We start from the raw sequence: 24,441 nt of genomic DNA on the forward strand, positions 1-24,441 counted from the left end.
GTCGTGATCGATCTGAGCAACATCGCCTATTGCGGACCGGCACCGGTGCCGTCGGAAATCTGGGGTGCGTGGAATGGCGATCCGGCGCTGGTCGGCGCGCTGGTCGGCGCGGCAGCAGTCGCATGGATGCGGGGCGGGGCGGAGCGCGGCAAGCTGTTGGCAGCGATCGTCGTGCTGACGGTCGCGTTCGTGACGCCCTTCTGCGCAATGACGAGCGCGTTGTTTTCGGCACGGGCGGCGCATCATCTGGTGGTGATCGCAGTGGCGGCGCCGTTGATCGCGAGCGCAATGGCGGATCGTTTGCGTGTCGGGCTGGCCGCCACGTTCATCGCCGCGACGGTGACGCTGTGGGCATGGCACGTCCCCGCCTTCTATACCGCCGCGCTCACCGAAACCTGGCTCTACTGGCTGATGCAGCTTACCCTGCTCGGCACGGCCACGCTGTTCTGGCGTGCCTTGTTTACCGCGCCCGCGCCGCAGGCGCTGATCGCGATCGCGGCGACGATCGGCCAGATGGGGCTGCTCGGTGCGCTGCTGACCTTTGCGCCGGAGCCGATGTATCTGCACCATATGGTCGCACCCGTCGCCTGGGGGCTGACGCCGCTTGGCGATCAGCAACTGGCGGGGCTCATCATGTGGGTGCCGGGCAATATCCCCTATGCGATCCTGGGCTGGTTGATCGCGCGGCGAATGTGGCGGATGCAGGAGGCGGCGGCGTGAGCCTTGCCATCGCGCTGTTCAAATTCCTGCACATCGCAGCACTGCTGGTCTGGTGCGCGGGGTTGATCGCGTTGCCGATCATGCTGGCGCAGCATCGGCATGGCGACAGCCAGGACCGTTATGCGCGCATCCGCAAATTCACCCATTACAGCTATACGCATCTGGTGACGCCCGCTGCCGTGGTCGCGGTGGGGGCGGGAATCGCGCTGATCTTTCTGCGCTCGACCTTCGTGCCGTGGTTCTTTGCCAAGATGGCGTTCGTCGGCGCGCTCGTCGTGCTTCATGCGCTGACCGGCAATGTCGTGGTGAAGATGGGCGAGGAAAAGGGCGACGTGATCGCCCCGCGCCCGTTCCTTCCCGTCGCGCTGATGATCGCGGTGATGGTCGCGATCCTGGCGCTGGTGCTCGCCAAGCCCGTCATTTCGCCCGGCAGCGCGCCCGAATGGCTTCAGTCGCCGCGCAACGAATCGCTCTTGGTCGATGAGGTGCCGACTTGATAGTCGAACACCAGCTTGCCGCCATGCCATCCGGCAAAACCGGTGAACCCGGCAGCAAAGACAGACAGCATGATGCCGTAGGGCAGCAACGTCTGTTCGTAGCCATACAGACGGAACCCCCAGTTTGCGCCGAGGATCGCGAGCAAGGTCATGGCGATGATGAAGTGAGTCCAGCTCGCCGCGCGCGCGCGGATGCCGGGGACCATCAGCAGTTCGACCGTGCCCGACAGCCCTGCAAGCAGTCCCATCAGGAACGCCATCCCCGCCGCCCAGAGTGCGGCGCGCGCCCAGAATATGTCGCCCGTCCACCAGTAGAACAGGTCCGCGCCCAACGTGCACATGGTCAGCGCGACAGGAAACGAAACCAGCATCGCATGGATGGGATGCCCGGCGACCGCGATCTTCGACTCGGCGCGGTTGAACTGGGGGTCGGCGCTGATCGGGTCGATCAGTTGAGCTTCTTTCTTCAATCCTTCGGACATCTCGGCTCCCGGCTTCGTGTTGCCCCCTTAACGCCCATCGCGGCATTTCTTTCAACCGGTTGTTCGGGGCCGCTCTCCACACTCGACACCGCAGGTCCGGCGGCGGGGACGATCGCGACGCTCTGGTGGGTGATGCTGGCCGGATCGGTGGCGATCCTGGCGCTGGTGCTGGCGCTGCTGGCGCTGGCGTTCATGCGAAAGGGCGGCACCTCGCCGTCGCAGCGGACCTGGATCGTCTGGCTGGGGCTTGCCTTTCCCGGCGCGGTGCTGGCGGCGTTGCTCGCTTATGGCCTCGTCGTCGGTGAAAAGCTGCTGCCGCGCGCCGGGCCGGAGGTGGTGCAGGTTGCCGCCGAGGCCGAACGCTGGCGCTGGACCTTTACGCAGGAAGCGCCCGATGGCACGCGCTTCGGAACGGTCGGCACGCTTCACATTCCCGCCAACCGCCCGGTCGATGTGTCGATCACCACCCGCGACGTGATCCACAGTTTCTGGGTTCCGCGTCTGGCGGGCAAGCTCGACGCCATCCCCGGTCGCACCAACGTCCTGCGGATCGAGGCGAGCGCTCCCGGCGTGTACGAAGCGCAATGCGCCGAATATTGCGGCATCGGCCATTCGGGCCATAATTTCCGCGTGATCGCGCATGATTGGGGGAGCGCGCAATGAAGGCGCTGAGGCTTCACCGCGAATTTTCGAAGATCTGGGGCACGCAGGGCGGCTGGCGCGGGTCGATCGAGAGCGTCAATCACAGCGACGTCGGCAAGAGGCTGATGCTCGCCGCCTTCTTCTTCTTCCTCGTCGGCGGCGTGCTGTCGATGCTGATCCGCGCGCAACTCGCGACGCCCGACAGCGCGTTCGCGGGGCCGGAAGTCTATAACCAGATCTTCACGATGCACGGCAGCATCATGATGTTCCTGTTCGCGATCCCGATGTTCGAAGGGTTCGCAATCTACATGCTGCCCAAGATGCTGGGCGCGCGCGATCTCGCCTTCCCGCGTGTCTCCGCCTATGGCTGGTGGTGCTACCTGTTCGGGGCGTCGATGCTGTGCGTGTCGATGCTGCTGGGCCTGGCCCCCGACAGCGGCTGGTTCATGTACACGCCGCTGTCGTCCAAGCCCTATTCGCCCGGCATCAACAGCGATTTCTGGCTGATCGGCATCACCTTCGTCGAGGTGTCGGCGATCGCCGCCGCGGTCGATATCACCGTATCGATCCTGAAAATGCGCGCGCCGGGCATGACGCTGGCGAAGATGCCGCTGTTCGCCTGGTATCTGCTCGTCACCGCCGTGATGATGCTGATCGGCTTCCCGCCGCTGATCCTCGGCTCGATCCTGCTCGAACTCGAACGCGCGTTCGGCTGGCCGTTCTTCGATGCAGCGCGCGGGGGCGACTCCCTTCTGTGGCAGCACCTGTTCTGGCTGTTCGGGCACCCGGAGGTGTACATCATCTTTCTGCCCGCCGCCGGCGCGATCTCGATGATCCTCCCGGTCATGGCGCGCACCAAGATCGTCGGATACGGCGCGATCGTCGCCGCGATCATCGCGCTGGGCTTCCTGAGCTTCGGGCTTTGGGTCCACCATATGTTCACGGTCGGCATTCCGCACATGGCGCTGGCGTTCTTCTCCGCTGCATCGACGCTGGTGGCGATCCCGACGGGGGTTCAGATTTTCGCGTGGCTGGGGACATTATGGGCGGGGCGACCGCAATTGAAGCTGCCGATGCTGCATCTGGTCGGGTTTTTCGTGACCTTCGTGATGGGTGGGCTGACCGGCGTCATGGTCGCGGTGGTGCCGTTCGACTGGCAGGCGCATGACAGCGCGTTCATCACCGCGCACCTTCATTACGTCCTGTTCGGCGGGTTCGTGTTCCCGATGTTCGCCGCCGTCTATTACTGGATGCCGCAGATCACCGGTCGGGCGCGCTGGTTCAAGCTGGGCGAAGTCGCCTTCTGGCTGATCTTCGTCGGCTTCCACGCGACGTTCTTCCTGATGCATCTGGTCGGGCTGCTCGGCCAGCCGCGACGGATCGAGACCTATCCCGCCGAAGTCGGCTGGACGTGGATCAACCTGATCTCCTCCGTCGGCAGTTTCGTGCTGGCGATCGGCATCGCGCTGTTCGTGGTCGATATCGTGCTGCAACTCTGGCTGGCGCATCGGTCGAAGCGCAATCCGTGGGGGGCGACCACGCTCGAATGGGCGATGATGCAGCCGTCGCCGACCTACAACATCGCGGCGATCCCGACCGTCGAAGACCGCGACCCGCTGGAAAAGCAGCCCGACCTGGCGCTCAGACTGGCGCGCGGCGAGGGGTATCTGGCGACCCCGCGCAACAATTGGCGCGAAACGCTGTCGATCGACACCGCGAGCGCCAGGGTCGATCACGTCATCCTGTTGCCCGGCAACACCCGTCTGCCGCTGTGGACCGGGTTGGTGACGGGGGTGTTCTTCCTCGCCATCCTTATCAAACTCTACTGGATCGTGCCGATCGCAGCCGTCGGCATCGCCATCCTCGCCTGGCGCTGGGCATGGGTGCTGGGGCACCGCGACACCGTCGGCGAAGTCGATATCGGGCACTGCCAGCGCGCGCTGACCCATCCCGAATGCGACGACCGTCCCGGCTGGTGGGGCAGCGTCTTCCTGCTCGCCGCCGACGGCACGTTCTTTGCCTCGCTGCTGTTCGGATATGCGTTTCTGTGGACGATCGCCCCCAACTGGCCGCCGCCCGCGCGGATCGATCCGTCATTGGTTGCGCTGGTATTGGGGCTGGGTGCCGCAGCGCTCGCAGCGATGATGCGGGGGCCGCGTTTCGTCGGCAGCAAGGCGTTGGCAGTAACCGCAGTCGGGCTGACGATGGCGGCGGCGGTGTTGATCTTCGCCCTGATCCGCGCGCCGTCGCCGACCATCCACGCTTATGGCGCGGTGCTGGCGGTATTGGCGAGCTATGCGCTGCTGCACCTGTTCATCGCCGTGGTGATGATCGCTTTCGTCTGGATGCGCGCGAAAGCGGGTCGCCCGGAAAGCGGGCTGAGGAGCGAGCGGCGGATCGTGCGGCTGTGGACCGATTATGCCGCGCTGGTGGCAGGGGCGGCGGTGCTGGCGATCGAACTGCCGGGATGGGTCGCATGATCGGCCTGCTGCGCGCCTGCACCGGCCTGATCGTCTGGGCGGCGGTGTTCAGCCTGCTCTATGCGGTCGAAGGGCTGGGTTGCGCGCAGGGCTGGAACACGGGCACGTTGCGCGCCGTGCTGGTGGCGATCTGGGGTGCGAGCCTTGCAGGGCTCGGGTGGCTTGCGTGGCGCTGGTGGCCAAGGCGGGGCGAGGCGCTGGTCGACTGGACGGCGGGCGTCATCGCGATCGTCGGGTTCATATCGACCCTGTGGACCGGATTTCCGGTTGCGATCCTGTCGGCCTGTATTTGACCTCGCCAACGAACGGCTTTGAGATCTTGTCGAACCCATTAAACTCCGTCGCGATGTCGCAACCCCTGCCCCTGTCATACGCCCGGCATCTGGCGCGCGACCGGCGGCGGTCGGCGCATACCGTGCGCGCCTATCAGGCGACCGCGGAGCGGCTGATCGCGTTTCTCCAGCGGCACTGGGGCGGTGCGGTCGAGCGGACGGCGCTTGCCGATGTGTCGACGACCGACCTGCGCGCCTATCTCGCCGACCGGCGGGGCGACGGATTGTCGAACGCGTCCACCGCGCGCGAATTGTCGGCGGTGCGCTCGTTCCTATCATGGGCAGGCGGTGAGGGGATGAAAGTGCCGCGCATGAAGGGGCCGCGCGTCAAGAAGGGCGTGCCGCGCCCGATCGCCCCCGACGAAGCGATCGCATTGGCCGAGGAGGTTGCAGAGGAAGCGCGCGAGCCGTGGATCGGCGCGCGCGACTGGGCGGTGCTGCTGCTGCTCTATGGCGCGGGGCTGCGCATCGGCGAGGCGGTCGGACTGACGGGCGCAATCCTGCCGCTGGGGGACACGCTGGTCGTTACCGGCAAGCGCGACAGGACGCGGATCGTGCCACTGCTGCCACCGGTGCGCGACGCGATCGAGGCCTATGCGGCGCTCAACCCCTGGGGGGTGTCGCGCGCCGAACCGCTGTTCCGCGGCGCAAAGGGCGGGCCGCTATCGGCATCGGTCGTGCGCGCCAATGTGCGCAAGGCCCGCCGCGTGCTTGGGTTGGGCGACCGCACCACGCCGCACGCGCTGCGGCACAGTTTCGCGACGCATCTGCTGGGGCGCGGCGCGGACCTGCGCTCGCTTCAGGAATTGCTCGGCCACGCCAGCCTGTCATCGACCCAGGTCTATACCCAGGTCGATGCCGCGCACCTGATGGACGTCTATCGCAACGCCCATCCGCGGGCTTAGGGTCCTGACCCTAGTTATCTTCGGTCGGTTTCGGCTTCCAGGTGAACACGCGGTAGAAATAGAGGAGGATGATCGACCCGATCGCGACCAGCGCCAGCGGGCCGATAAAGCGTTCGACCTGGGTGAATTGCTGGCCGAACCAGTTTCCCGCCCCGGCGAGCGCGGTAATCCAGATGGTCGAGCCTGCCGCCGTCCAGATCAGGAATTTGATCTGCGACATCTGGACCATGCCGGCGGGCAGCGACACCATCGTCCGCGCGATCGGCATGAAGCGCATGAAGAACACGATGCCCGAGCCGTATTTGACGAACCAGCGGTGGAGCTTTTCCACCTCGTCCCAGTCGAGCGTCAGCCAGCGGCCATAACGGTCGATCAGCGGTTTCAGCCTTTTGTACCCGACCCAGCGTCCGATGCCGTACCAGACCCAGTTGCCGAGCGTGGTGCCGACGACTGCCCAGAACACCAGCGGCCAGAAATCGAAGCGGCCCTGCGACACGGCGATACCGCCCAGTCCCATGATGACTTCCGACGGAATCGGCGGGAACACGTTTTCCAGAAACATGAGGATGGCGATGCCGAGGTAGCCCCAGGCTTCGATGAGATCGAGGATGAATTCGGTCATGATTGGCCGCTGCGGTTACGCGTGTGCGGCGCGGGCGGCAAGCCGCGCGTCGATCGCGTCCCAGATTTTCGCCGCGGTGTCGGTGCCGTTCAGCCGATCGATGGCGACGATTCCGGTCGGGGAAGTAACGTTGATCTCCGTCAGCCACTTGCCGCCGATCACGTCGATCCCGACGAAGATCAGCCCGCGCCGCTTGAGTTCGGGGGCGAGCGCGGCGCAGATTTCCTGCTCGCGCGCCGTAAGGTCGGTCTTTTCCGCGCGGCCGCCGACGGCGAGGTTGGAGCGGATTTCGCCTTCGCCCGGCAAGCGGTTGATCGCGCCTGCAACCTCGCCGTCGACCAGCACGATGCGCTTGTCGCCTTCTGCGATTTCGGGGAGGAACGCCTGAACCATGTGCGGCTCGCGATAGGCGGTGTTGAACACCTCGATCAGCGAGGACAGGTTCTGAGCCGACGCGTCGATCTTGAAGATCGCCTTGCCGCCATTGCCGTGGAGCGGTTTGACGACGATCGAGCCGTGCTCGGCGAGGAACGCGCGCGCTTCGTCGACCGAACGGGTGACGAGGGTGGGGGGCATGTAGCGGGCATAATCGAGCACCCAGACTTTCTCGGGCGCGTTGCGGACTTCGCGGGGATCGTTGACGATCAGCGTGCGGTCGGCGATCCGCTCGAGCAGGTGCGTTGCGGTGATGTAGCCGAGGTCGAAGGGGGGGTCCTGACGCATCAGCACGACATCGGCTTCGTTGCCCAGGTCGAGCGCGACCGGGGTGCCGAAGCTGAAATGATCGCCCTCGACTCGCTGGACGGTCACCGGATGCGCCTTCGCCCAGACGCGACCGTTGGCGTAGTTCAGATCCTCGGGCGCGTAATGGAACAGCCGGTGGCCGCGCTCCTGCGCCGACAGCATCAGCGCGAAGCTCGAATCGCCGGCGATGTTGATGCTGGCGAGCGGGTCCATCTGGACGGCGACGGTCAGGGTCATGTGGCTTGGCGCTCCTGTGAAGCGCCGCATTTAGGCACTGATCCGCCCAAAGTCACCCGATCCACGCATTCTCGATATGGCGTGGACGCAGATCGCGGGAGATCAGGATGACGTCGATGCGAACATCCTCGCCAGCGGTCGCATAGCGCGCGCTGAGAATTTCAGCGGCCGCCGCCACGCGGACCAAACGCCGCTCGTCGATGGCGTGGTCGAGGTCGCTGCCGGTCGCGCGCGTCTTCACCTCGACGAACGCGACCAGATTGCCGCGCTTCGCCACCAGGTCGACTTCGCCTGCGGGCGTGCGAACGCGGGTGGCGAGGATGCGCCAGCCCTTGATGCGCAGATACCAGGCGGCGATCGTCTCGCCCGTGCGACCGGAGGTTTCGGCGGCGCGGCGGTTTCTCATTCGCGCTTCATGGCCATCGCGCGCGTATAAAGCGCCTTGCGGTCGAGGCCGAATCTCTTCGCGACTTCGCCTGCGGCCTTGGAGGCAGGCAACCGGGTGAGGGCGTCGGCCAGCGCGGCATCGGCATCCTCCTCGCTGGGGGGCGGGGCCTCCCCAGGGGGGGCGACGACGACGACGATCTCGCCCCTGGGCGGGGCGTCGGCGTACCGGATCGATAGCGCCGACAGCGTGCCGGTCACGCATTCCTCGAATTTCTTGGTCAATTCGCGCGCGACCGCTGCCTCGCGATCGCCCAGCCCTTCGGACAGTGCGGCGAGCGATGCCGACAGGCGCGGGCCGGATTCGTAGAAGACGAGCGTGGCGCGGACGCCTGCGACCTCGGCGATCGTGCTGCTGCGCGCCTGAGCCTTTGACGGCAGGAAGCCCATGAACAGGAAGCGGTCGGTGGGCAGCCCCGCCAGCGTCAGCGCGGAAATTGCCGCGCTGGGGCCGGGAATGGTCACCACCGCATGACCCGCCGCGCGGGCGTCGCGGACCAGCTTGTAACCGGGGTCGGAAATAAGCGGCGTGCCCGCGTCGGACACCAGAGCCACCGCTTCGTTCGCCATGCGCGCGATCAATCCGGCACGCACCGATTCGGTCGAGTGATCGTGATAGGGGACCATCGGGCGCTTCACGCCGATATGGTGCAGCAGCTTCGCGGTGACGCGGCTGTCCTCCACCGCGATGACATCGGCATTGGCCAGAATGTCTGATGCGCGGCGCGACAGATCACCGAGATTGCCGATCGGCGTCGCGACGATGTAGAGACCGGGTTCGAGTTGGGCGTTATTCACGGGAGCAGTCATGGCAGAAGTTCGAGCGGAACCGCAAACGAAGCGTGGCTGGGGGCGGATCGGCACTGCCGCGATGCTCGCGCTGCTGATGAGCGGGTGCGCCACCCTGGTCCCGCGCGGCCCTGCGCCGACCGAGCGTCCGCCCGAACGCCCCGTCGATCGCCCCGGCCCGATCGCGCCCGGCATCCCGCAGGACAGGGAACGGCACCGCGTTGCATTGCTGGTGCCGATGTCGGGCCAGAATGCGGGCGTGGGTCAATCGATCGCCAATGCGACGATGCTGGCGCTGCTCGACACCAAGTCGGAGCGCATCCGCATCACCAATTACGATACCGCGCAGGGTGCGGCAGCGGCGGCAAACCGCGCCATTGCCGACGGCAACCAGTTGATCCTGGGGCCGTTGCTCGCCGACGACGCCCGCGCGGTCGGGCCGATCGCGCGGCGTGCGAACGTGCCGGTTATCAGCTTTTCCAACGATTCGTCCGTGGCGGGCAATGGCATCTATCTGCTCGGTTATCAGCCCGACCAGTCGATCGAACGCGTCGTCCAACATGCCGCGCGCAACGGGATGCGCAGCTTTGCGGGCCTCGTCCCGCGCGGCGTATATGGCGACCGCGCGTCGTCTGCGTTCCTGGGTGCGGTCAAGCAGGCGGGCGGTCAGGTTACCGGCATCCAGACCTTCGACCGCAGCAACGCGTCGATCACCAGCGCGGTCGCTCGGTTGAAATCGTCGAGTTCCTATCAGGCGCTGCTGATCGCCGACAGTTCGGGCACGGCGACGATCGCCGTGCCCGCGGTGCGACGCGGCGGCGGGGCCAATGCCAAGATTTTGGGGACCGAACTCTGGAACACCGATTCGTCTGTGGGCGGCAATGCGGCACTGAACGGCGCGTGGTTCGCCAGCGTGCCCAACAATTTCTACCGCCAGTACGCGACCAAATACCGCGCGCGGTTCGGTCGCGCGCCGTTCCGTTTGTCGAGCATGGGCTATGATTCGGTGCTGCTGACGGTGCGGATCGCGCAGGACTGGCGCGTGGGCACGACCTTCCCCGAAAGCCGGTTGCGTGCGAATGACGGGTTCGTCGGGCTGGACGGCGCGTTCCGCTTCGGTCGGAACGGCATCGCCGAGCGCGCGCTGGAAGTGCAGGAGATTCGCGGCGGGAGCACGGTGACGGTGTCGCCAGCGCCGCGCGGGTTCGAGTAATCGCCTCCGCTCGTCACCCCGGACTTGTTCCGGGGTCCACCAAGCCGCTTGCGCAGAGGCTGGAGCCTAGCGCCTGATCGGCTGTCGCCCGGTGGACCCCGGAACAAGTCCGGGGTGACGGGTATGGTTTAGGCGAGTTCCGGTTCCTCACCGCGCACCAGCGCCCGCAATATTGCTTCCAGCACGGGCATCCCGCGTTCGGTGATCGTCAGTCGCGTGCCGTCGCGCACCGCCAGCCCCTCGCGCTCCAGCATCGCCAGCTGACCCTGATCGATCAGGGCGCCGATCTCCGTTTCCCCCAACGCCGCCACGCGGGCGAGGTCGATCCCCTCGTCCAGCCTGAGGCCCATCACCAGGGCCTCGGTCGCGCGGTCGCGCGGCGATAATGGCTGGTCGATCTGTGCGCCGTGGCCGTTGCGCGCGACCGCGTTCAGCCAGTTTTCCGGCTTTTTGTGGCGCGCCGTCTCATGCCCCGTGCGCCGTCCATGCGCGCCGGGGCCGATCCCGGCATAGTCCTGATACCGCCAATAGGTCAGATTGTGGCGGCTCTCCGCGCCGGGCCGCGCGTGGTTCGACACTTCGTAAGCGGGCAATCCGGCAGACGCCGCCACCGTGCGAGTATGTTCGTAGAGTTCGGCCGCGGTATCCTCATCGGGGAGCGACAGTTCGCCCTTGGCCGCCAGCGTCGCAAAGCGCGTGCCGGGTTCGATGGTGAGCTGATAGAGCGACAGATGCTCGGTCCCGAAGCGCAGCGCGCGGGCCAATTCGGCGTCCCACTCCGCAAGGCTCTGGCCGGGGCGCGCATAGATCAGGTCGAACGATACCCGGTCGAACGCGGCTTGCGCGGTGTCGAGCGCGGCCAGCCCCTCGGCCACGTCATGCGCGCGGCCCAGAAAGGCGAGCGCGTCGTTATCCAGCGCCTGCAACCCCAGCGACACGCGATTCACGCCCGCCTGTGCGATGTCGCCGAAGCGTGCGGCCTCGACCGACGAGGGATTGGCCTCCAGCGTGATCTCGCACCCCTCGCTCAACCCCCAGCGCGCGTCCGCCGTCTCGATCAGTGCGGCGACCGTCGCGGGCGGCATCAGCGACGGGGTGCCGCCGCCGAAGAAGATCGAGGTGACTTCGCGTCTCGGCAGCAGATCGGCTTCGTAGTTCAGGTCGGCGAGCATCGCGGTTCGCCACGCCGCCTGATCCACGCCGTCGCGGACATGGCTGTTGAAATCGCAATAGGGGCATTTGGACACGCAGAACGGCCAGTGGATATAGAGGGCCAGGGGCGTTCGTGCGCTGTTCATCGCGCGCGCCATAGGGCAGGGCAGAGGTCCATGCAAAAGCGAGCGTCCATGTTGCTGTGTCTGTTGCTGCTGGCGGGGTGCGGACAGGCGGCGCCGTCACCGCCGCCGCGCGTGGTCGAGGAGCGACCCTTTGCGGGCACCGCGCCGCGCGGCGAGTCGCGGCTGAAGCGCACCATGCTGACGATGCACAATGCGACCCGTGCGGAAGTGCGCCAGCCGGTGCTGGTGTGGAGCGATGCGCTTGCCGCCGATGCGCTGGCCTACGCGCGCGAACTGGCGCGCACCGGGCGCTTCGAACACGCACCGCAGCCGCGAGGCAACCCCGATCAGGGCGAGAACCTATGGATGGGGACGCGCGGCGCATACCGATATGACGAGATGGCCGGGCACTGGATCGACGAGAAGCGCGTCTTCGTGAACCGCCCGATGCCGAACGCCAGCACCACCGGCGATTACCGCGATGTCGGGCATTACACGCAGATCGTGTGGAGCGGCACGCGCGAGGTCGGCTGCGCGATGGCGAGCAACCGGCGCGACGATTTCCTGGTGTGCCGGTATCTGCCGACGGGCAATGTGGTGGGACAGCGGGCGTTGCCCTGAGCCATCGGCGTCCTGACCGGTCCGGCTAGAGCATGTGACATGGCGCTGGACCGACGGTGTGTACCAATGACGAAAAAGGGTTAGGATGATTGCATCAAGCTTTAATTGACCGAAAAACCCTTGGTGCTCTTGCGAAAGCAGGAGCCTTGGCACCTTGCCGTCAGCGCTCCTGTTTTCGCAGCAGTACGGGCTAAACAATCGTCAGGCATCGGGTCAGAACACCGCATCCACCAATTGCCGGAACGCGTCCGCGCGGTGGCTGATCGCGTGCTTCGCCGCCGGGTCCATCTCGCCGAAGGTCTGCGCGCCATTGAGCGGCAGGAACATCGCGTCGTAGCCGAAGCCGTTCTGACCGCGCGGGGGCCAAACGAGGGTGCCGTCGACGCGGCCTTCGAAACTTTCGGTGTGGCCGTCGGGCCAGGCGAGCGAGAGGGCGCAGACGAAATGCGCGTCGCGCGATGCGTCCGGGCCTTTCGCCGCAAGATTGTCCTGAACCAGTTGCATGGCGAGGCCGAAATCCTTGGCTTCGCCTGCCCAGCGCGCGGAGAAGATACCGGGTTCGCCCCCCAGCGCTTCCACCGCCAGCCCGCTGTCGTCGGCCAGCGCGGGGAGGCCGGACAGGTCGGCGGCCTGCATCGCCTTTAGCTCGGCATTCGCGACGAAGGTGGTGCCGGTTTCCTCGGGCTCGGGCAGATCGAGATCGGCGGCCGAGACCGGTTCGATGCCGTAGGGGCCGAGCAGGTCGCGGATTTCGCGGACCTTGCCGGGATTGTGGCTGGCGATCACCAGCTTGCCGGGGGCGAGCTTGCGGATCGCCTGCGGGGCTTCGCCGCCGATCCCTTCGTCGGGGCCGCTCATTTGCCCGCTGCCTTGGCTTGTGCCGCGAAAATGCGGTCGCAGCCGATGCGCGCGAGGCGGAGCAGGCGGAGCAATTCCTCCTCGTCATAGCAGGCGCCCTCTGCGGTGGCCTGCAATTCGGCGATCTTGCCGCCTTCGATCAGGACGAAATTGGCGTCGGCATCGGCGTTCGAATCCTCTGGGTAATCGAGGTCGAGGACCGGCGTGCCGTTATAGATGCCGCAGGACACGGCGGCGACCTTGCCGAGAATGGGATCGGCGGTCAGCTTGCCCTCGGCCATCAATGTATCGACGGCGAGGCGCAGCGCGACCCAGGCGCCCGAAATCGCGGCGGTGCGGGTGCCGCCATCGGCCTGGATCACGTCGCAATCGAGCGTAATCTGGCGCTCGCCGAGCAGCTTGAGGTCAGTGACGGCGCGCAACGATCGCCCGATCAGGCGCTGGATTTCCTGCGTCCGGCCCGACTGTTTCCCCTTCGCCGCCTCGCGGTTGCCGCGCGTGTGGGTGGCGCGCGGCAGCATCCCGTATTCCGCCGTCACCCAGCCTTCGCCCTTGCCGCGCAGCCAGGGCGGCAGGCGTTCCTCGACGCTGGCGGTGACCAGCACCTTGGTATCGCCGAACCCGATCAGCACCGATCCTTCGGCATGGCGCGTGAAGGCAGGCTGGATCGTGATCTCTCGCATTTGGTCGGGCGCGCGGCCGGATGGGCGCATGAAAATCTCCTTGGATGACGCCCGTTCGTTAGGCGGTGGCGCGCGGCAACGCCAGTCCCTCTGCTGGAAGAGGATTTGCGTGGCGGGCGGAACACCCTAAATCCCTGTTCATGAGCCAGCCGATCACCGAAATGACCGACCGCGCGCGCGACGTGTTCCGGGTGGTGGTCGAATCCTATCTCGACAGCGGCATGCCGGTGGGGTCGCGCACCATCTCGAAGGTCGCGGGCGTCAACCTGTCGCCCGCGTCGATCCGAAACGTCATGCAGGATCTGGAGGAACTGGGGCTGCTCGCCGCGCCCCATACCAGCGCCGGACGGATGCCGACCGAATCGGGGTTGCGGCTGTTCGTCGATGGCATGATGCATTCGATGGAGCCGACCGCGGAGGAACGCGCGGCGATCGCGGCTGGGGCGGGCGAACATGGCCCGGTGGAGGAGGCGATCGCCAACACCACCGCCGCGCTGTCGGGTCTGTCGGCCTGTGCGGGGCTGGTGCTGGTCGCCAAGCGCGAGCCGGTGCTGCGTCAGGTCGGTTTCGTGGCGTTGCCCGACGACAAGGCGATTGCGGTGCTGGTCGGCGCGGACGGATCGGTCGAGAATCGCGTCGTCGATCTGCCGCCCGGCATGACGCCGTCGGCGCTGACCGAAGCGGCGAACTATCTGTCGGCGACGATGGCCGGGCAGACGCTGAGCGCGGCGCGGGCGCGGATCGCACAGGAAATCCGGCGCGAGCGGGCCGCGCTCGATTCGGCGGCGCGTACCCTGGTCGAGCGCGGTCTGGCGGTATGGTCGGCGGATGGTGACGACCGTCCGGTGCTGATCGTGCGCGGTCAGGCGCGGCTGGTCGATGCGACCGCGACCGAGGATCTGGAGCGCGTGCGGCAATTGCTCGACGAACTGGAGGGCAAGGAAGAGATCGCCCGGCTGCTCGACAGCGCCAAGGATGGCGACGCGACCCGCATCTTCATCGGATCGGAGAATAAATTATTCGCATTGTCCGGGTCTTCGGTGATCGCCAAACCGGTGCGTGCGCTTGACGGGCGCGTCGTCGGCGTGGTTGGCGTGATCGGTCCCACCCGGTTGAACTATGCGCGCGTCGTACCAATGGTTGACTTCACCGCAGCGACGCTCGCGCGTCTGCTGGTTTGATCGTTCGAACTTGCAAGAACAGGATATGATGACCGACGAAACGAAGAACGGCGTGGATCAGGCTCCGGTAGAGACCGACCTGCGCGAGGAAACCGCAGCCGAAGCCCCCGAAGTGGCGGAGGCCGACCGCGTCGCCGAGCTTGAGGCAAAGCTGGCCGAGGCCGATGCGGCGCTCCTTTATTCGAAGGCCGAGACGCAGAATGTCCGACGCCGTGCGGAAAAGGAAGCGCAGGACGCGCGTGCCTATGCCGCGACCGGTTTCGCACGCGATATCCTGTCGGTGGCCGACAATCTCAGCCGTGCCCTGTCGGCGATTCCGCAGGAATTGCGCGAGGATGAGAAGATGAAGGGGCTCGTCACCGGGCTGGAGGCGACGGGCCGGGAGATCGAAAGCGTATTCGCGCGGCATAACATCAAGAAGATCGAGACCGCGGGCGAGACGCTCGACCCCAACTGGCATCAGGCGATGTTCGAAGTGCCGACCAAGGATGCCGCGCCGGGTACGATCGTTCAGGAAATCCAGGCAGGGTATCGGATCGGCGACCGTCTGCTGCGGCCTGCATTGGTGGGGGTAGCAAAGGCGGCGGAGTAAACTTCTCTCCCACCGGGGGAGATGGCAGCACCAAGTGCTGACGGAGGGGGCTTGCCACGCAGGGCAACGCCTGTGGCACCCCCTCCACCAGCTTCGCTGGTCCCCCTCCCCCGGTGGGGGAGGATTTTTTGTTGTGCTGGCCTCGCGCTCGCCAACCCCCTATCTCTGCTCCCATGCCAGCCCGCATGGATTCCCTGCCCAACCGCCGTGCGATCATCGATCGGCGGGTTCTTGCCGACGCACTCGCGAGCCTTGAGCCCGAACCCGGCCAGCCGCTGCGTCAGGCGGCGACCAAGCTGCTGCGCGCGGCGATGGACAAGGGGCGCGCCGAGATCGAGCGGCGGTTCATGGAGCATCCGACCCGCGGCCTGGAAATGGCCGCGTCGGGCGCGTTCCTGACCGACCAGATCCTGCGGCTGTTATGGGATTTCACCGTCCAGCGGCTCTATCCCAACAACAATCCGACCAGTGCCGAACGCATGACGCTGATTGCGGTCGGCGGATACGGGCGCGGCGAGATGGCGCCGTTTTCGGATATCGACATCGGTTTCCTGACGCCGTGGAAGCAGACCAGCTGGTCCGAACAGGTCATCGAATCGATGCTCTATGCCCTGTGGGACATGGGGCTGAAGGTCGGGCATTCGTCGCGGTCGCTAGACGATATGGTGCGTCAGGCGAAATCGGACGGGACGATCCGCACGGCGTTGGTCGAGGCGCGCTTCGTGTGGGGCGATATGGGGCTCTATGACGAAGCCGCCGCGCGCTTCCGCGCCGAAGTGCAGGCGGATGGCGCGCGCGCCTTCATCGCCGACAAGCTCTCCGAACGAGATGCGCGCCACCGGCGGATGGGCGACAGCCGCTATGTCGTCGAACCCAATGTGAAGGAAGGCAAAGGTGGCCTTCGCGATCTCCACACGCTGTTCTGGATCGGCAAATATGCATATGGCGTCCGCCGCGCCGCCGAGCTGGTCGACAAGGGGGTATTGTCGGCGCACGAATACCGCCAGTTCAACCGCGCGGAAAACTTCCTGTGGGCGGTGCGCTGTCACCTGCATCTGATCGCGGGGCGGGCCGAGGAGCGGCTGACCTTCGACTTCCAGCGCGAGATTGCCGACCGGATGCGCTATTCGGACCGGCCGGGGAAATCCGCGGTCGAACGCTTCATGCAATTCTACTTCTTGCAGGCCAAACGCGTCGGCGACCTGACCGGCGTGTTCCTTGCGCATCTCGACGAGAAATTCGCCGCGCGCGGTAGGCGATTCGGGCTGCCGATGCTGCGGCGTGCCCCGCGCAAGCTGAAGGGGTTCGTGCTCGATCGCGGGCGGCTGGCGCTGCCGGGTGACGAGTTTTTCCAGCGCGATCCGGTGCGGCTGATCGAGCTGTTTCAGCTCGCCGACCTGCACGCGCTGGAAATTCACCCGCTGGCGATGCGGGCCGCCGCGCGCGATGCCAAGCTGATCGACGACTGGCGCGACGATGCCCGCGCCAACGCGCTGTTCCTCGACGTGCTGACCTCCCCGCGCGATCCCGAAACCGTGCTGCGCTGGATGAACGAGGCGGGGGTGTTCGGGCGCTTTGTGCCCGATTTCGGCCGCGTCGTCGCGCAGATGCAGTTCGACATGTATCATCACTATACCGTCGACGAACACACGATCCGCGCCATCGGGCTATTGAGCCAGATCGAACGCGGCGTGCTGAAGGAGGATCATCCCCTGTCCTCCACCATCGTCCAGCAGATCGCGTCGCGTCGCGTGCTCTATGTCGCGGTGCTACTCCACGACATCGCCAAGGGGCGCGGCGGCGACCATTCAATATTGGGGGCAGGGGTGGCCGAACGGCTGTGCCCGCGTTTCGGCCTCACCCCTGCCGAGACCGAGACGGTGGCGTGGCTGGTGCGATGGCACCTGCTGATGTCGGCGACCGCGTTCAAGCGCGACCTGTCGGATTTCAAGACGATCCTCGATTTCGCCAACCATGTGCAGTCGGTCCAGCGCCTCCGCCTGCTGCTGGTGCTGACCGTCGTCGATATCCGCGCGGTGGGGCCGGGGGTGTGGAACGGCTGGAAACGGCAATTGCTGTCCACTTTGTTCGACTCCGCCGAGGAAGTGCTGCGGCTGGGCCACAAGCAAAAGGGCCGCAGCGAGCGCATCGCGGCGAAGCAGGATGCGCTGGCCGAGACGCTGGGCTGGGATGCCGACACCCGCGCCACGTTCGTGCGGCGACTGGCCGAGCCCTATTGGATCGCCGAGCCGGTCGACGTGCAGGAGGCCAATGCCCGCCAGATGATGGCGGCGGGCGACGAACCATTGTCGATCCGCGCCCAGGTCTATCCCGATCAGGATGCGACGCTGGTGACGGTCTATGCCGCCGATCATCCGGGGCTGTTCTACCGCATCGCGGGCGCGATCCATGCGGCGGGCGGCAACATCATCGACGCGCGCATCCATACGACCCGCGACGGGCGCGCGCTCGACAATTTCCTGGTGCAGGACCCGCTTGGCCAGCCGTTCGACGATCCCGCGCGGTTGGCGCGATTGCAGGACGCGATTACCGAGGCGCTGTCGAACCGCGCCAAGATGACCGAAAAACTGCGCCGCAAACCGCTGGCGCGCGCGCGGGCCGATGCGTTCGCGATCCAGCCCGCCGCGCTGATCGACAACAAGGCATCGAACCGCTTCACCGTGATCGAAGTCAATGCCCGCGACCGCCCGGCGCTGCTTTATGACCTCGCCAACGCGCTGTTCCAGTCGAAGGTGACGATCCATTCGGCGCATGTCGCGACCTATGGCGAGCGCGCGGTGGATACCTTCTACGTCACCGACCTGCTGGGCGAGAAGATCGACAATGCCGGGCGTCTGAAGGGCATCGAACGACGGCTGGTCGAAGCGGCGGGTGAGGGAGAAGCGGCGCAGGCGGCTTGAACCACTCGTCATTGCGAGCGTAGCGAAGCAATCCAGGGCGTGACCCGCACCGCTGGATTGCTTCGCTACGCTCGCAATGACGGCCTGCCCTCAGCATCGCCCGGTCCGCCACCCTTCGCTGGCATGACGATCAGCGCGAACCCGTGTATCTTCGCCCGCGTCCAACCACGGGAGCCCCATATGGCAGTCCTCGGCATCGGCGGTATCTTCTTTCGCGCGCGCGATCCCGATGCGCTCAACGCCTGGTATCGCGAACATCTGGGCATCGGCGCGGGGTGCAATGCCGAAGGGACCGGCAACGACACCAACGAATGGGCGTGGAAGACGGTGGGCGGCCCGGTGGTGTTCGCGCCGTTCAGGGCGGACACCGACTATTTCGCTGCCGACAAGCAATTCATGGTCAATTTCCGCGTCACCGGTCTCGACGAAATGCTCGAACAGCTAAACGCCGCGGGCATCGCCATCGAAACCCGCGACAAAAGGGATTCGCCCGAAGTGGGTCGCTTTGCGCGCATCCACGATCCTGAGGGCAACGCGATCGAATTGTGGGAAGAACCGCAGTCATGAAACGGTTGGTTCTGGCAAGCACTGGTTCGGTGCTTGCACGAATGCTTAAATCGCGCGCGAACATAAGATAACGCGACGATGGCGCTGGCGAAGTTAGCGATCCATAACGCTGCCACCCCGACACGGACGGAGACGATTGCGGGTCCAGGGGCGGCAGCGACTGAACACTGCACGCCCCGCAACGCGATTTATTTCGGCGACAGCACCATCAGCATCTGGCGGCCTTCCATGCGGGGATAGGCTTCGACCTTGGCGTCTTCGCTGCAATCCTCGGCGACGCGCTGAAGCAGCGCCATGCCGAGCTGGCCGTGGCTGAGTTCGCGACCGCGGAAGCGCAGGGTGATCTTCACCTTGTCGCCTTCGCCGATGAATTTGTGCACGTTGCGCATCTTCACATCGTAATCGTGATCGTCGATGTTCGGACGCATCTTGATCTCTTTGATTTCCTGCGTCTTTTGCGTCTTGCGTGCGAGGTTCGCCTTTTTCTGCGCCTCGTATTTGAATTTGCCGACGTCCAGGAACTTGGCGACGGGCGGATCGGCGTTCGGCGATACCTCAACCAGGTCCAGGCCAACCTCGGCGGCCTGCTCGATCGCCTCGCGCGTGTAAAGGACGCCCAGATTCTCGCCTTCGTGATCGATCACGCGGACCTTGGGCGACTGGATGAATTCGTTGTAGCGCGGGCCGTTCATCGGCGGCGGCGTGTTGCCACGCCGGGACATGGGGGGACGTATCTTGGCTTCTCCTGTCGTCAGTTCGAGCGCTTCATATAGGGGCGATGCGCGCATTTTGGAAGCGGGGTTGACGTCGAATTCAACGCGGCTGGGCGAGGATGACGATACAGCCTGCCAGTGCCAGCATGACGCCGATCAGATCCCAGCGCGTCGGCGCGTGCCCTTCCACCAGCAACAGCCAGCCGAGCGACGCGGCGATATAGATGCCGCCATAGGCCGCATAGGCGCGCCCCGCCGCATCCGCCGGGCTAAGCGTCAGCAGCCAGGCGAACAGCGCGAGCGCCGCCATGCCCGGAATCAGCCACCAGACCGGCTTGCCCGATCGCACCACGGCCCAGAAGGCGAAACAGCCCGCAATCTCCGCCACTGCGGCAGCGGCGTAGATTGCGAGCGTTTCGGAGTCATGCGGGTTTGAGGTCGGGCGGAGTCGCGTCGTCGCGCAGCATCGCGATCGCGGCGTCGAGCGAGATCACTTCCTGACCCTGGCTGCCCAGGCGGCGGATCGCAACGGTGCCTTCGTCCGCTTCGCGCTTGCCGACGACGAGCAGATACGGGACCTTGGCCAGCGAGTGTTCGCGTACCTTGTAGTTGATCTTTTCGTTGCGCAGGTCGGCCTCGACGCGGATGCCCGCAGCCTTCAGTTTTTCGACGGCCTGATTGGCGTAATCATCGGCATCGGAGACGATCGTCGCGACCACCGCCTGCACCGGCGCGAGCCAGGTCGGCAGACGCCCGGCGAAATGCTCGATCAAAATACCGATGAACCGCTCGTAAGAGCCGAAAATCGCGCGGTGGAGCATGATCGGACGGTGACGTTCGCCGTCCTCGCCGACATAGCTGGCGTCCAATCGGTCGGGCAGCACGCGGTCGGACTGGATCGTGCCGACCTGCCACGTCCGGCCGATCGCGTCGGTCAGATGCCATTCGAGCTTTGGCGCGTAGAAAGCGCCTTCGCCGGGGAGTTCTTCCCAGCCATAGTCCTGGGTCGCGAGGCCGGCTTCGACGACCGCGTTGCGCAGTTCGTCCTCGGACAGGTCCCACATTTCCTCGCTGCCGAACCGCTTTTCGGGGCGCAGCGCGAGCTTGATCGCGTAGGTGAAGCCGAAATCCTTATAGATGCGGTCGGCGAGTTCGCAAAAGGCGCGCACCTCCGCGACGATCTGGTCCTCGCGGCAGAAAATGTGGGCGTCGTCCTGGGTGAACTGACGCACGCGCATCAGGCCGTGGAGCGCGCCGTGCGGCTCGTTACGGTGGCAGCAGCCATTTTCGTAGAAGCGCAAGGGCAGGTCGCGATACGACTTGATCCCCTGGCGAAAGATCAGGACGTGCGCGGGGCAGTTCATCGGCTTCAGCGCCATCCAGTCGGCATCGTCGCTGACGATCGGGCCTTCATCCTCGGTGTTCGGCACCTCGTCTGGGATGACGAACATATTCTCGCGATACTTGCCCCAGTGGCCGGACGCCTCCCACTGGCGGGCGTCCATCACCTGCGGCGTCTTGACCTCGCGATAGCCTGCCGCGTCGATCGCGCGGCGCATATAGGCCTCCAGCTCGCGCCAGATGATGTAGCCGTTCGGATGCCAGAAGACCGATCCGTGCGCTTCCGCCTGCAAATGGAACAGGTCCATTTCCTGGCCCAGCTTGCGGTGGTCGCGCTTGGCGGCTTCCTCCAGCTTGTGGAGGTGCGCATCGAGCTGCTTCTTGTTGAGCCAGCCGGTGCCATAGATGCGGCTGAGCATCGCGTTCTTCTGGTCGCCGCGCCAATAGGCGCCCGACACGCGCGTCAGTTTGAACGCCTGCGGGTCGAGTTTCCCGGTCGAGGCGAGATGCGGCCCGCGGCACATGTCGAGCCACGCGTCCTCGCGCTCGCCCGAGCGATAGACGGTCAGTTCCTCGCCCTCGGGCAGTTCGGCGGCCCATTCGGCCTTGAACGTCTCACCCTGTTGCTGCCAGCGGGCGATCAGGTCGGCGCGGGTCCAGACTTCGCGGATCAGCTTTTCGTCGCGGGCGATGATCGCGCGCATTTCGGCTTCGATCGCGGGCAGGTCTTCCTCGGTGAACGGGCGGTCCTTCGGCGCGAAGTCGTAATAGAAGCCGTCGTCGGTCGCCGGACCGAAGGTGATCTGCGTGCCCGGAAACAGGTTCTGCACCGCTTCCGCCAGCACATGCGCGAAATCGTGGCGCGCGAGTTCGAGCGCGTCGGCTTCGTCCTTCGACGTCACCAGCGCCAGTTGCGCGTCGCCCTCGAACGCCCGGCCGATGTCGCGCAGTTCGCCGTCGACGCGCGCGGCGAGCGCCGCCTTGGCCAGCCCCGGCCCGATCGCGGCGGCGATGTCCGCGGGGGTAGTCCCCGGCGCTACTTCGCGGACGGAGCCGTCGGGTAGCGTGATGCGGAACATCTGGGACATGGGGAGTTTCGCCTTTTCGGTTGGTTTGAGCGACACGCGCTTATGCCGCACCGGGCCCTATAGGCAAGGCGGCGGTGCGCGTCACGCCACCCCGAACGGTACCACGTAATTCTCGGAGATATGTCCGATCTTGGCCGGGCCGAGATAGGGCACGCCCATGTCGCCGCACCAGCGCAGGATCATTCCCTCCAGCGTCTCGCCGAAGTCCACGTCATTGTCGGGAATGGCGTTGAAAGTGCCAAGTCGCACCCCCGCCACCCCCTTCAACTGCGTCGCGTTGGCAAGCTGGAACAGCATCCGGTCGATTCGATAGAGCGGTTCGGACACGTCCTCGATCATCAACACATGATCGGTCAGGTCGGGCAGCCAGGGCGTGCCGATCATGATCGTCAGGATCGACAGGTTGAACGCGACCGCAGGCACGCCGCCTGCGGTCGAGGGTTCGAGCGAGCGGGGATCGTCGTTGATCAGCCAGGACAAGGCGCGCGCGACGCTGGCGCCTGCGTCCTTGCGGCCGATCTCGGTCGGCATCGGCCCGTGCGCCGGGCGACCGATGCGCCGGGCATAGAGCGCGCCGAGCAAGAAGCCCATGTCCGAATAGCCGAGATATTTCTTGGCCCTGGCCGACGAATTGAGCTGGCCCATGACGGCGTCGAGGATGCGGTTGGAGCCATAGCCGCCGCGCGCGAACCAGATGGCGTCGAAGCCCGAGTCATTGGCAAATTCGAGGAAGGTGCCTGCGCGAACGCCGTCGTCGCCGGCGAAATGGCCGTCCTCGGCGAAGCATTGCGGGTGGAACACGACCTCCACCGACGGGTCGATGATCGCGGCCAGCGCCTGCACGCGCGGGGCGACGCTTTCGTCGATCGACCTGCCGGGGGCGACTATTCCGATCCGCATATCCCATAACCTCCGTTCGGTTCGAGTAACCGTCGAGCGTGTCGAGACGGTGTATCGAGAACGCTCGCGCCTGTCTCGACACGGGTTCTCGACAAGCTCGAACCCTGCTCGACACGAACGGTGATGGGATGGATCGATCGCAACCGCCCTTGCCCCGCGCACCGACCGCCGATAGCGCGCTGGCATGGAAACGGGCAAATCCTTCTTCTTCGTCGGCATCGGCGGTTCGGGTATGATGCCGCTGGCGATGATCCTAGCCGGGCGCGGCGCGACCGTCGCGGGGTCGGACCGCAGCCTCGATTCGGGGCGCTTGCCTGCGAAGTTCGGCGATCTCGCCGCACGCGGCATCGCGCTCCACCGCCAAGACGGCAGCGGCATCTTGTCGGCAGACCAGATCGTCGTCGCCTCCGCCGCGGTCGAGGCGACCGTGCCCGACATGGTCGCGGCCGAAGCGGTGGGCGCGCAGCGAATGACGCGCGCGGAACTGCTGGCGTCGTTGTTCAACGCGTCGGTCAGCCGGATCGGGGTGGCGGGGACGAGCGGCAAATCGACCGTGACCGGCATGATCGGCTGGATCCTGCATACGCTGGGCCGTGATCCGACCGTCATGAACGGCGCGGTGATGAAGAATTTCGCGAGCCCGGAAGCGCCCTTCGCCAGCGCGCTGGTGGGCGAGGGTGCGACATTCGTGTCCGAGGTGGATGAGAGCGACGGGTCGATCGCGCTCTATTCGCCCGAGGTCGCAGTGCTCAACAATGTCAGCCTCGACCACAAATCGCTGGAGGAATTGCGCGCGCTGTTCGGCGATTTCGCCGCCAAGGCGCGCGTGACGGTGGTCAATGTCGGCGATCCGGAAGCCGAGGCGCTGGCCGACACGATGGACCGCGCCAAGCTGATGACGGTCGCGATCGACGCGTCCGCCGACCTGCGCGCCGAGAATCTGGTGCCCGAACGCTATGCGATTGCTTTCGATCTGGTGTCGCGCGGCGAGCGGCTACGGGTGCGGCTTGGCGTGCCGGGGCGCCACAATGTCGAAAACGCGCTCGCCGCGATCGGCGCGGCGATCGCGGCAGGGGTGCCGCGTGAAGATGCGGCGAAAGCCATCGAGGGATTCGGGGGGCTGAAACGCCGGTTCGAACTGGTGGGCGAGGCAAACGGCGTCGCGGTGATCGACGATTTCGGCCACAACCCGGAAAAGATCGCGGCGACGCTCGACACGCTGCACGCCCATCCGGGCCGGTTGCTGCTGATGTTCCAGCCGCACGGTTACGGCCCGCTGAAAGTGATGCGCCGCGAACTGGTCGAGATGTTCGCGGCGAAACTCGGCGAGGACGATGTGCTGGTCCTGCCCGATCCCGTCTATCAGGGCGGAACGACGACGCGCGAAGTGACCAGCGCGGACATCGTCGCCGACGTGCAGGCAAGCGGTCGCGACGCCCGCCATGTCCCGGCGCGCGACGATGCGGCGGCGACGCTGATCGCGATGGCGCGGGCCGGCGACCGCATCGTCCTGATGGGTGCCCGCGACGACACGCTGTCGCTGCTTGCGAAAAGGATACTGGACGAATTGTCAGGTTAGCTTGACATGGAAA

Annotated in this window: 25 protein-coding genes; 13 read left to right on the forward strand and 12 right to left on the reverse strand. The window is 65.9% G+C overall.

What is annotated here, in order from left to right:
* Positions 1-3 precede the first annotated feature (3 nt).
* Positions 4-720, forward strand: coding sequence for a cytochrome c oxidase assembly protein (locus ACX0GZ_RS08530; RefSeq protein WP_458815388.1), 717 nt, complete (start codon positions 4-6; stop codon positions 718-720).
* Positions 717-1,217: a CopD family protein gene (locus tag ACX0GZ_RS08535; protein ID WP_458815390.1), complete on the forward strand. Its 501-nt coding sequence runs from the start codon at positions 717-719 to the stop codon at positions 1,215-1,217. The genes ACX0GZ_RS08530 and ACX0GZ_RS08535 overlap by 4 nt, the downstream gene beginning before the upstream one ends.
* Here the strand turns inward: ACX0GZ_RS08535 and ACX0GZ_RS08540 are convergent.
* A complete protein-coding gene (locus ACX0GZ_RS08540; protein ID WP_458815392.1) occupies positions 1,169-1,699 on the reverse strand; it encodes a DUF2231 domain-containing protein in 531 nt (176 codons plus the stop codon). The genes ACX0GZ_RS08535 and ACX0GZ_RS08540 overlap by 49 nt on opposite strands.
* Here ACX0GZ_RS08540 and ACX0GZ_RS08545 point away from each other — a divergent pair.
* Genes ACX0GZ_RS08545 through ACX0GZ_RS08560 form a run of 4 tightly spaced genes read left to right on the forward strand, consistent with a single transcriptional unit; the run spans position 1,670 to position 6,058 of the window.
* Positions 1,670-2,362, forward strand: coding sequence for a cytochrome c oxidase subunit II (locus ACX0GZ_RS08545; protein WP_458815394.1), 693 nt, complete (start codon positions 1,670-1,672; stop codon positions 2,360-2,362). The genes ACX0GZ_RS08540 and ACX0GZ_RS08545 overlap by 30 nt on opposite strands.
* Positions 2,359-4,821 carry a cytochrome c oxidase subunit I gene (gene ctaD / locus ACX0GZ_RS08550; RefSeq protein ID WP_458815396.1) on the forward strand — a complete coding sequence of 821 codons (2,463 nt, stop codon included), beginning with the start codon at positions 2,359-2,361 and terminating at the stop codon, positions 4,819-4,821. The genes ACX0GZ_RS08545 and ctaD overlap by 4 nt, the downstream gene beginning before the upstream one ends.
* Positions 4,818-5,114 (forward strand): hypothetical protein, encoded by a 297-nt coding sequence (locus tag ACX0GZ_RS08555; RefSeq protein ID WP_458815398.1) that lies wholly within the window; start codon positions 4,818-4,820, stop codon positions 5,112-5,114. The genes ctaD and ACX0GZ_RS08555 overlap by 4 nt, the downstream gene beginning before the upstream one ends.
* A 53-nt stretch (positions 5,115-5,167) precedes the next feature.
* A complete protein-coding gene (locus ACX0GZ_RS08560) occupies positions 5,168-6,058 on the forward strand; it encodes a tyrosine recombinase XerC (protein WP_458815400.1) in 891 nt (296 codons plus the stop codon).
* A gap of 10 nt (positions 6,059-6,068) precedes the next feature.
* Here ACX0GZ_RS08560 and ACX0GZ_RS08565 read toward each other — a convergent pair whose 3' ends face one another.
* From ACX0GZ_RS08565 to rsmI, 4 genes are read right to left on the reverse strand one after another with little or no spacing between them, the layout of a single operon-like run.
* Positions 6,069-6,680, reverse strand: a complete 612-nt coding sequence (locus ACX0GZ_RS08565) for a DedA family protein (protein WP_458815402.1) — start codon at positions 6,678-6,680, stop codon at positions 6,069-6,071.
* 15 nt (positions 6,681-6,695) lie between these two features.
* The gene (gene gshB / locus ACX0GZ_RS08570; protein WP_458815404.1) at positions 6,696-7,661 is read right to left on the reverse strand and encodes a glutathione synthase; all 966 of its coding nucleotides are present in this window, start codon (positions 7,659-7,661) and stop codon (positions 6,696-6,698) included.
* A gap of 52 nt (positions 7,662-7,713) precedes the next feature.
* Positions 7,714-8,067, reverse strand: a complete 354-nt coding sequence (locus ACX0GZ_RS08575; protein ID WP_458815406.1) for a YraN family protein — start codon at positions 8,065-8,067, stop codon at positions 7,714-7,716.
* The gene (gene rsmI / locus ACX0GZ_RS08580; RefSeq protein ID WP_458815408.1) at positions 8,064-8,915 is read right to left on the reverse strand and encodes a 16S rRNA (cytidine(1402)-2'-O)-methyltransferase; all 852 of its coding nucleotides are present in this window, start codon (positions 8,913-8,915) and stop codon (positions 8,064-8,066) included. The genes ACX0GZ_RS08575 and rsmI overlap by 4 nt, the downstream gene beginning before the upstream one ends.
* Between rsmI and ACX0GZ_RS08585 the strand changes: the two genes are divergently transcribed.
* Positions 8,914-10,107 (forward strand): penicillin-binding protein activator, encoded by a 1,194-nt coding sequence (locus ACX0GZ_RS08585; protein WP_458815410.1) that lies wholly within the window; start codon positions 8,914-8,916, stop codon positions 10,105-10,107. The two genes, rsmI and ACX0GZ_RS08585, sit on opposite strands and share 2 nt — an antisense overlap.
* Positions 10,108-10,235: 128 nt before the next feature.
* On the opposite strand, the gene hemW is transcribed toward ACX0GZ_RS08585, so the two are convergent.
* Complete coding sequence (gene hemW / locus ACX0GZ_RS08590) at positions 10,236-11,405, reverse strand: radical SAM family heme chaperone HemW (RefSeq protein ID WP_458815412.1); 1,170 nt, start codon at positions 11,403-11,405, stop codon at positions 10,236-10,238.
* Between the two features lie 48 nt (positions 11,406-11,453).
* On the opposite strand from hemW, the gene ACX0GZ_RS08595 reads away from it, so the two are divergent.
* A complete protein-coding gene (locus ACX0GZ_RS08595; RefSeq protein WP_458815414.1) occupies positions 11,454-12,005 on the forward strand; it encodes a CAP domain-containing protein in 552 nt (183 codons plus the stop codon).
* A 213-nt stretch (positions 12,006-12,218) separates the two neighbouring features.
* Here the strand turns inward: ACX0GZ_RS08595 and rdgB are convergent, their stop codons facing one another.
* Both rdgB and rph read right to left on the reverse strand, forming a co-directional pair.
* Complete coding sequence (gene rdgB / locus ACX0GZ_RS08600; RefSeq protein WP_458815416.1) at positions 12,219-12,863, reverse strand: RdgB/HAM1 family non-canonical purine NTP pyrophosphatase; 645 nt, start codon at positions 12,861-12,863, stop codon at positions 12,219-12,221.
* Positions 12,860-13,576, reverse strand: a complete 717-nt coding sequence (gene rph / locus ACX0GZ_RS08605) for a ribonuclease PH (protein WP_458815418.1) — start codon at positions 13,574-13,576, stop codon at positions 12,860-12,862. The genes rdgB and rph overlap by 4 nt, the downstream gene beginning before the upstream one ends.
* 110 nt (positions 13,577-13,686) lie before the next feature.
* On the opposite strand from rph, the gene hrcA reads away from it, so the two are divergent.
* The 4 genes from hrcA to ACX0GZ_RS08625 all read left to right on the forward strand — a co-directional run bounded on the left by hrcA (position 13,687) and on the right by ACX0GZ_RS08625 (position 18,807).
* The gene (gene hrcA / locus ACX0GZ_RS08610; protein ID WP_458815420.1) at positions 13,687-14,727 is read left to right on the forward strand and encodes a heat-inducible transcriptional repressor HrcA; all 1,041 of its coding nucleotides are present in this window, start codon (positions 13,687-13,689) and stop codon (positions 14,725-14,727) included.
* Between the two features lie 25 nt (positions 14,728-14,752).
* The gene (grpE, locus tag ACX0GZ_RS08615) at positions 14,753-15,319 is read left to right on the forward strand and encodes a nucleotide exchange factor GrpE (protein ID WP_458815422.1); all 567 of its coding nucleotides are present in this window, start codon (positions 14,753-14,755) and stop codon (positions 15,317-15,319) included.
* Between the two features lie 173 nt (positions 15,320-15,492).
* The gene (locus tag ACX0GZ_RS08620; RefSeq protein WP_458815424.1) at positions 15,493-18,240 is read left to right on the forward strand and encodes a [protein-PII] uridylyltransferase; all 2,748 of its coding nucleotides are present in this window, start codon (positions 15,493-15,495) and stop codon (positions 18,238-18,240) included.
* A gap of 180 nt (positions 18,241-18,420) precedes the next feature.
* The gene (locus tag ACX0GZ_RS08625) at positions 18,421-18,807 is read left to right on the forward strand and encodes a VOC family protein (RefSeq protein WP_458815426.1); all 387 of its coding nucleotides are present in this window, start codon (positions 18,421-18,423) and stop codon (positions 18,805-18,807) included.
* A 188-nt stretch (positions 18,808-18,995) separates the two neighbouring features.
* On the opposite strand, the gene infC is transcribed toward ACX0GZ_RS08625, so the two are convergent.
* From infC to ACX0GZ_RS08645, 4 genes are all read right to left on the reverse strand, one after another.
* On the reverse strand, positions 18,996-19,529 hold the full coding sequence (gene infC, locus ACX0GZ_RS08630; RefSeq protein WP_458815428.1) for a translation initiation factor IF-3: 534 nt from the start codon (positions 19,527-19,529) through the stop codon (positions 18,996-18,998).
* Positions 19,530-19,620: 91 nt separating this feature from the next.
* Entirely contained in the window at positions 19,621-19,926 is a 306-nt protein-coding gene (locus tag ACX0GZ_RS08635) for a YnfA family protein (protein WP_458816175.1), read from the reverse strand.
* A gap of 16 nt (positions 19,927-19,942) precedes the next feature.
* Positions 19,943-21,949 (reverse strand): threonine--tRNA ligase, encoded by a 2,007-nt coding sequence (thrS, locus tag ACX0GZ_RS08640; RefSeq protein WP_458815430.1) that lies wholly within the window; start codon positions 21,947-21,949, stop codon positions 19,943-19,945.
* Between the two features lie 81 nt (positions 21,950-22,030).
* Positions 22,031-22,849, reverse strand: a complete 819-nt coding sequence (locus tag ACX0GZ_RS08645; RefSeq protein ID WP_458815432.1) for an LD-carboxypeptidase — start codon at positions 22,847-22,849, stop codon at positions 22,031-22,033.
* Positions 22,850-23,033: 184 nt separating this feature from the next.
* Between ACX0GZ_RS08645 and ACX0GZ_RS08650 the strand changes: the two genes are divergently transcribed.
* Positions 23,034-24,428: a UDP-N-acetylmuramate--L-alanine ligase gene (locus ACX0GZ_RS08650; protein WP_458815434.1), complete on the forward strand. Its 1,395-nt coding sequence runs from the start codon at positions 23,034-23,036 to the stop codon at positions 24,426-24,428.
* Positions 24,429-24,441 lie beyond the last annotated feature (13 nt).

It is taken from the genome of Sphingomonas aestuarii (assembly GCF_054457155.1).

Excerpts from the sequence above, each read along its gene's own strand:
- ACX0GZ_RS08540 (WP_458815392.1), bottom strand. The coding sequence starts at position 1,699 with ATGTCCGAAGGATTGAAGAAAGAAGCTCAACTGATCGACCCGATCAGC.
- ctaD (WP_458815396.1), top strand. The coding sequence starts at position 2,359 with ATGAAGGCGCTGAGGCTTCACCGCGAATTTTCGAAGATCTGGGGCACG.
- ACX0GZ_RS08555 (WP_458815398.1), top strand. The coding sequence starts at position 4,818 with ATGATCGGCCTGCTGCGCGCCTGCACCGGCCTGATCGTCTGGGCGGCG.
- ACX0GZ_RS08560 (WP_458815400.1), top strand. The coding sequence starts at position 5,168 with ATGTCGCAACCCCTGCCCCTGTCATACGCCCGGCATCTGGCGCGCGAC.
- ACX0GZ_RS08565 (WP_458815402.1), bottom strand. The coding sequence starts at position 6,680 with ATGACCGAATTCATCCTCGATCTCATCGAAGCCTGGGGCTACCTCGGC.
- gshB (WP_458815404.1), bottom strand. The coding sequence starts at position 7,661 with ATGACCCTGACCGTCGCCGTCCAGATGGACCCGCTCGCCAGCATCAAC.
- ACX0GZ_RS08575 (WP_458815406.1), bottom strand. The coding sequence starts at position 8,067 with ATGAGAAACCGCCGCGCCGCCGAAACCTCCGGTCGCACGGGCGAGACG.
- ACX0GZ_RS08585 (WP_458815410.1), top strand. The coding sequence starts at position 8,914 with ATGGCAGAAGTTCGAGCGGAACCGCAAACGAAGCGTGGCTGGGGGCGG.
- rsmI (WP_458815408.1), bottom strand. The coding sequence starts at position 8,915 with ATGACTGCTCCCGTGAATAACGCCCAACTCGAACCCGGTCTCTACATC.
- hemW (WP_458815412.1), bottom strand. The coding sequence starts at position 11,405 with ATGAACAGCGCACGAACGCCCCTGGCCCTCTATATCCACTGGCCGTTC.
- ACX0GZ_RS08595 (WP_458815414.1), top strand. The coding sequence starts at position 11,454 with ATGTTGCTGTGTCTGTTGCTGCTGGCGGGGTGCGGACAGGCGGCGCCG.
- rdgB (WP_458815416.1), bottom strand. The coding sequence starts at position 12,863 with ATGAGCGGCCCCGACGAAGGGATCGGCGGCGAAGCCCCGCAGGCGATC.
- rph (WP_458815418.1), bottom strand. The coding sequence starts at position 13,576 with ATGCGCCCATCCGGCCGCGCGCCCGACCAAATGCGAGAGATCACGATC.
- hrcA (WP_458815420.1), top strand. The coding sequence starts at position 13,687 with ATGAGCCAGCCGATCACCGAAATGACCGACCGCGCGCGCGACGTGTTC.
- grpE (WP_458815422.1), top strand. The coding sequence starts at position 14,753 with ATGATGACCGACGAAACGAAGAACGGCGTGGATCAGGCTCCGGTAGAG.
- ACX0GZ_RS08620 (WP_458815424.1), top strand. The coding sequence starts at position 15,493 with ATGCCAGCCCGCATGGATTCCCTGCCCAACCGCCGTGCGATCATCGAT.
- ACX0GZ_RS08625 (WP_458815426.1), top strand. The coding sequence starts at position 18,421 with ATGGCAGTCCTCGGCATCGGCGGTATCTTCTTTCGCGCGCGCGATCCC.
- infC (WP_458815428.1), bottom strand. The coding sequence starts at position 19,529 with ATGTCCCGGCGTGGCAACACGCCGCCGCCGATGAACGGCCCGCGCTAC.
- thrS (WP_458815430.1), bottom strand. The coding sequence starts at position 21,949 with ATGTCCCAGATGTTCCGCATCACGCTACCCGACGGCTCCGTCCGCGAA.
- ACX0GZ_RS08645 (WP_458815432.1), bottom strand. The coding sequence starts at position 22,849 with ATGCGGATCGGAATAGTCGCCCCCGGCAGGTCGATCGACGAAAGCGTC.
- ACX0GZ_RS08650 (WP_458815434.1), top strand. The coding sequence starts at position 23,034 with ATGGAAACGGGCAAATCCTTCTTCTTCGTCGGCATCGGCGGTTCGGGT.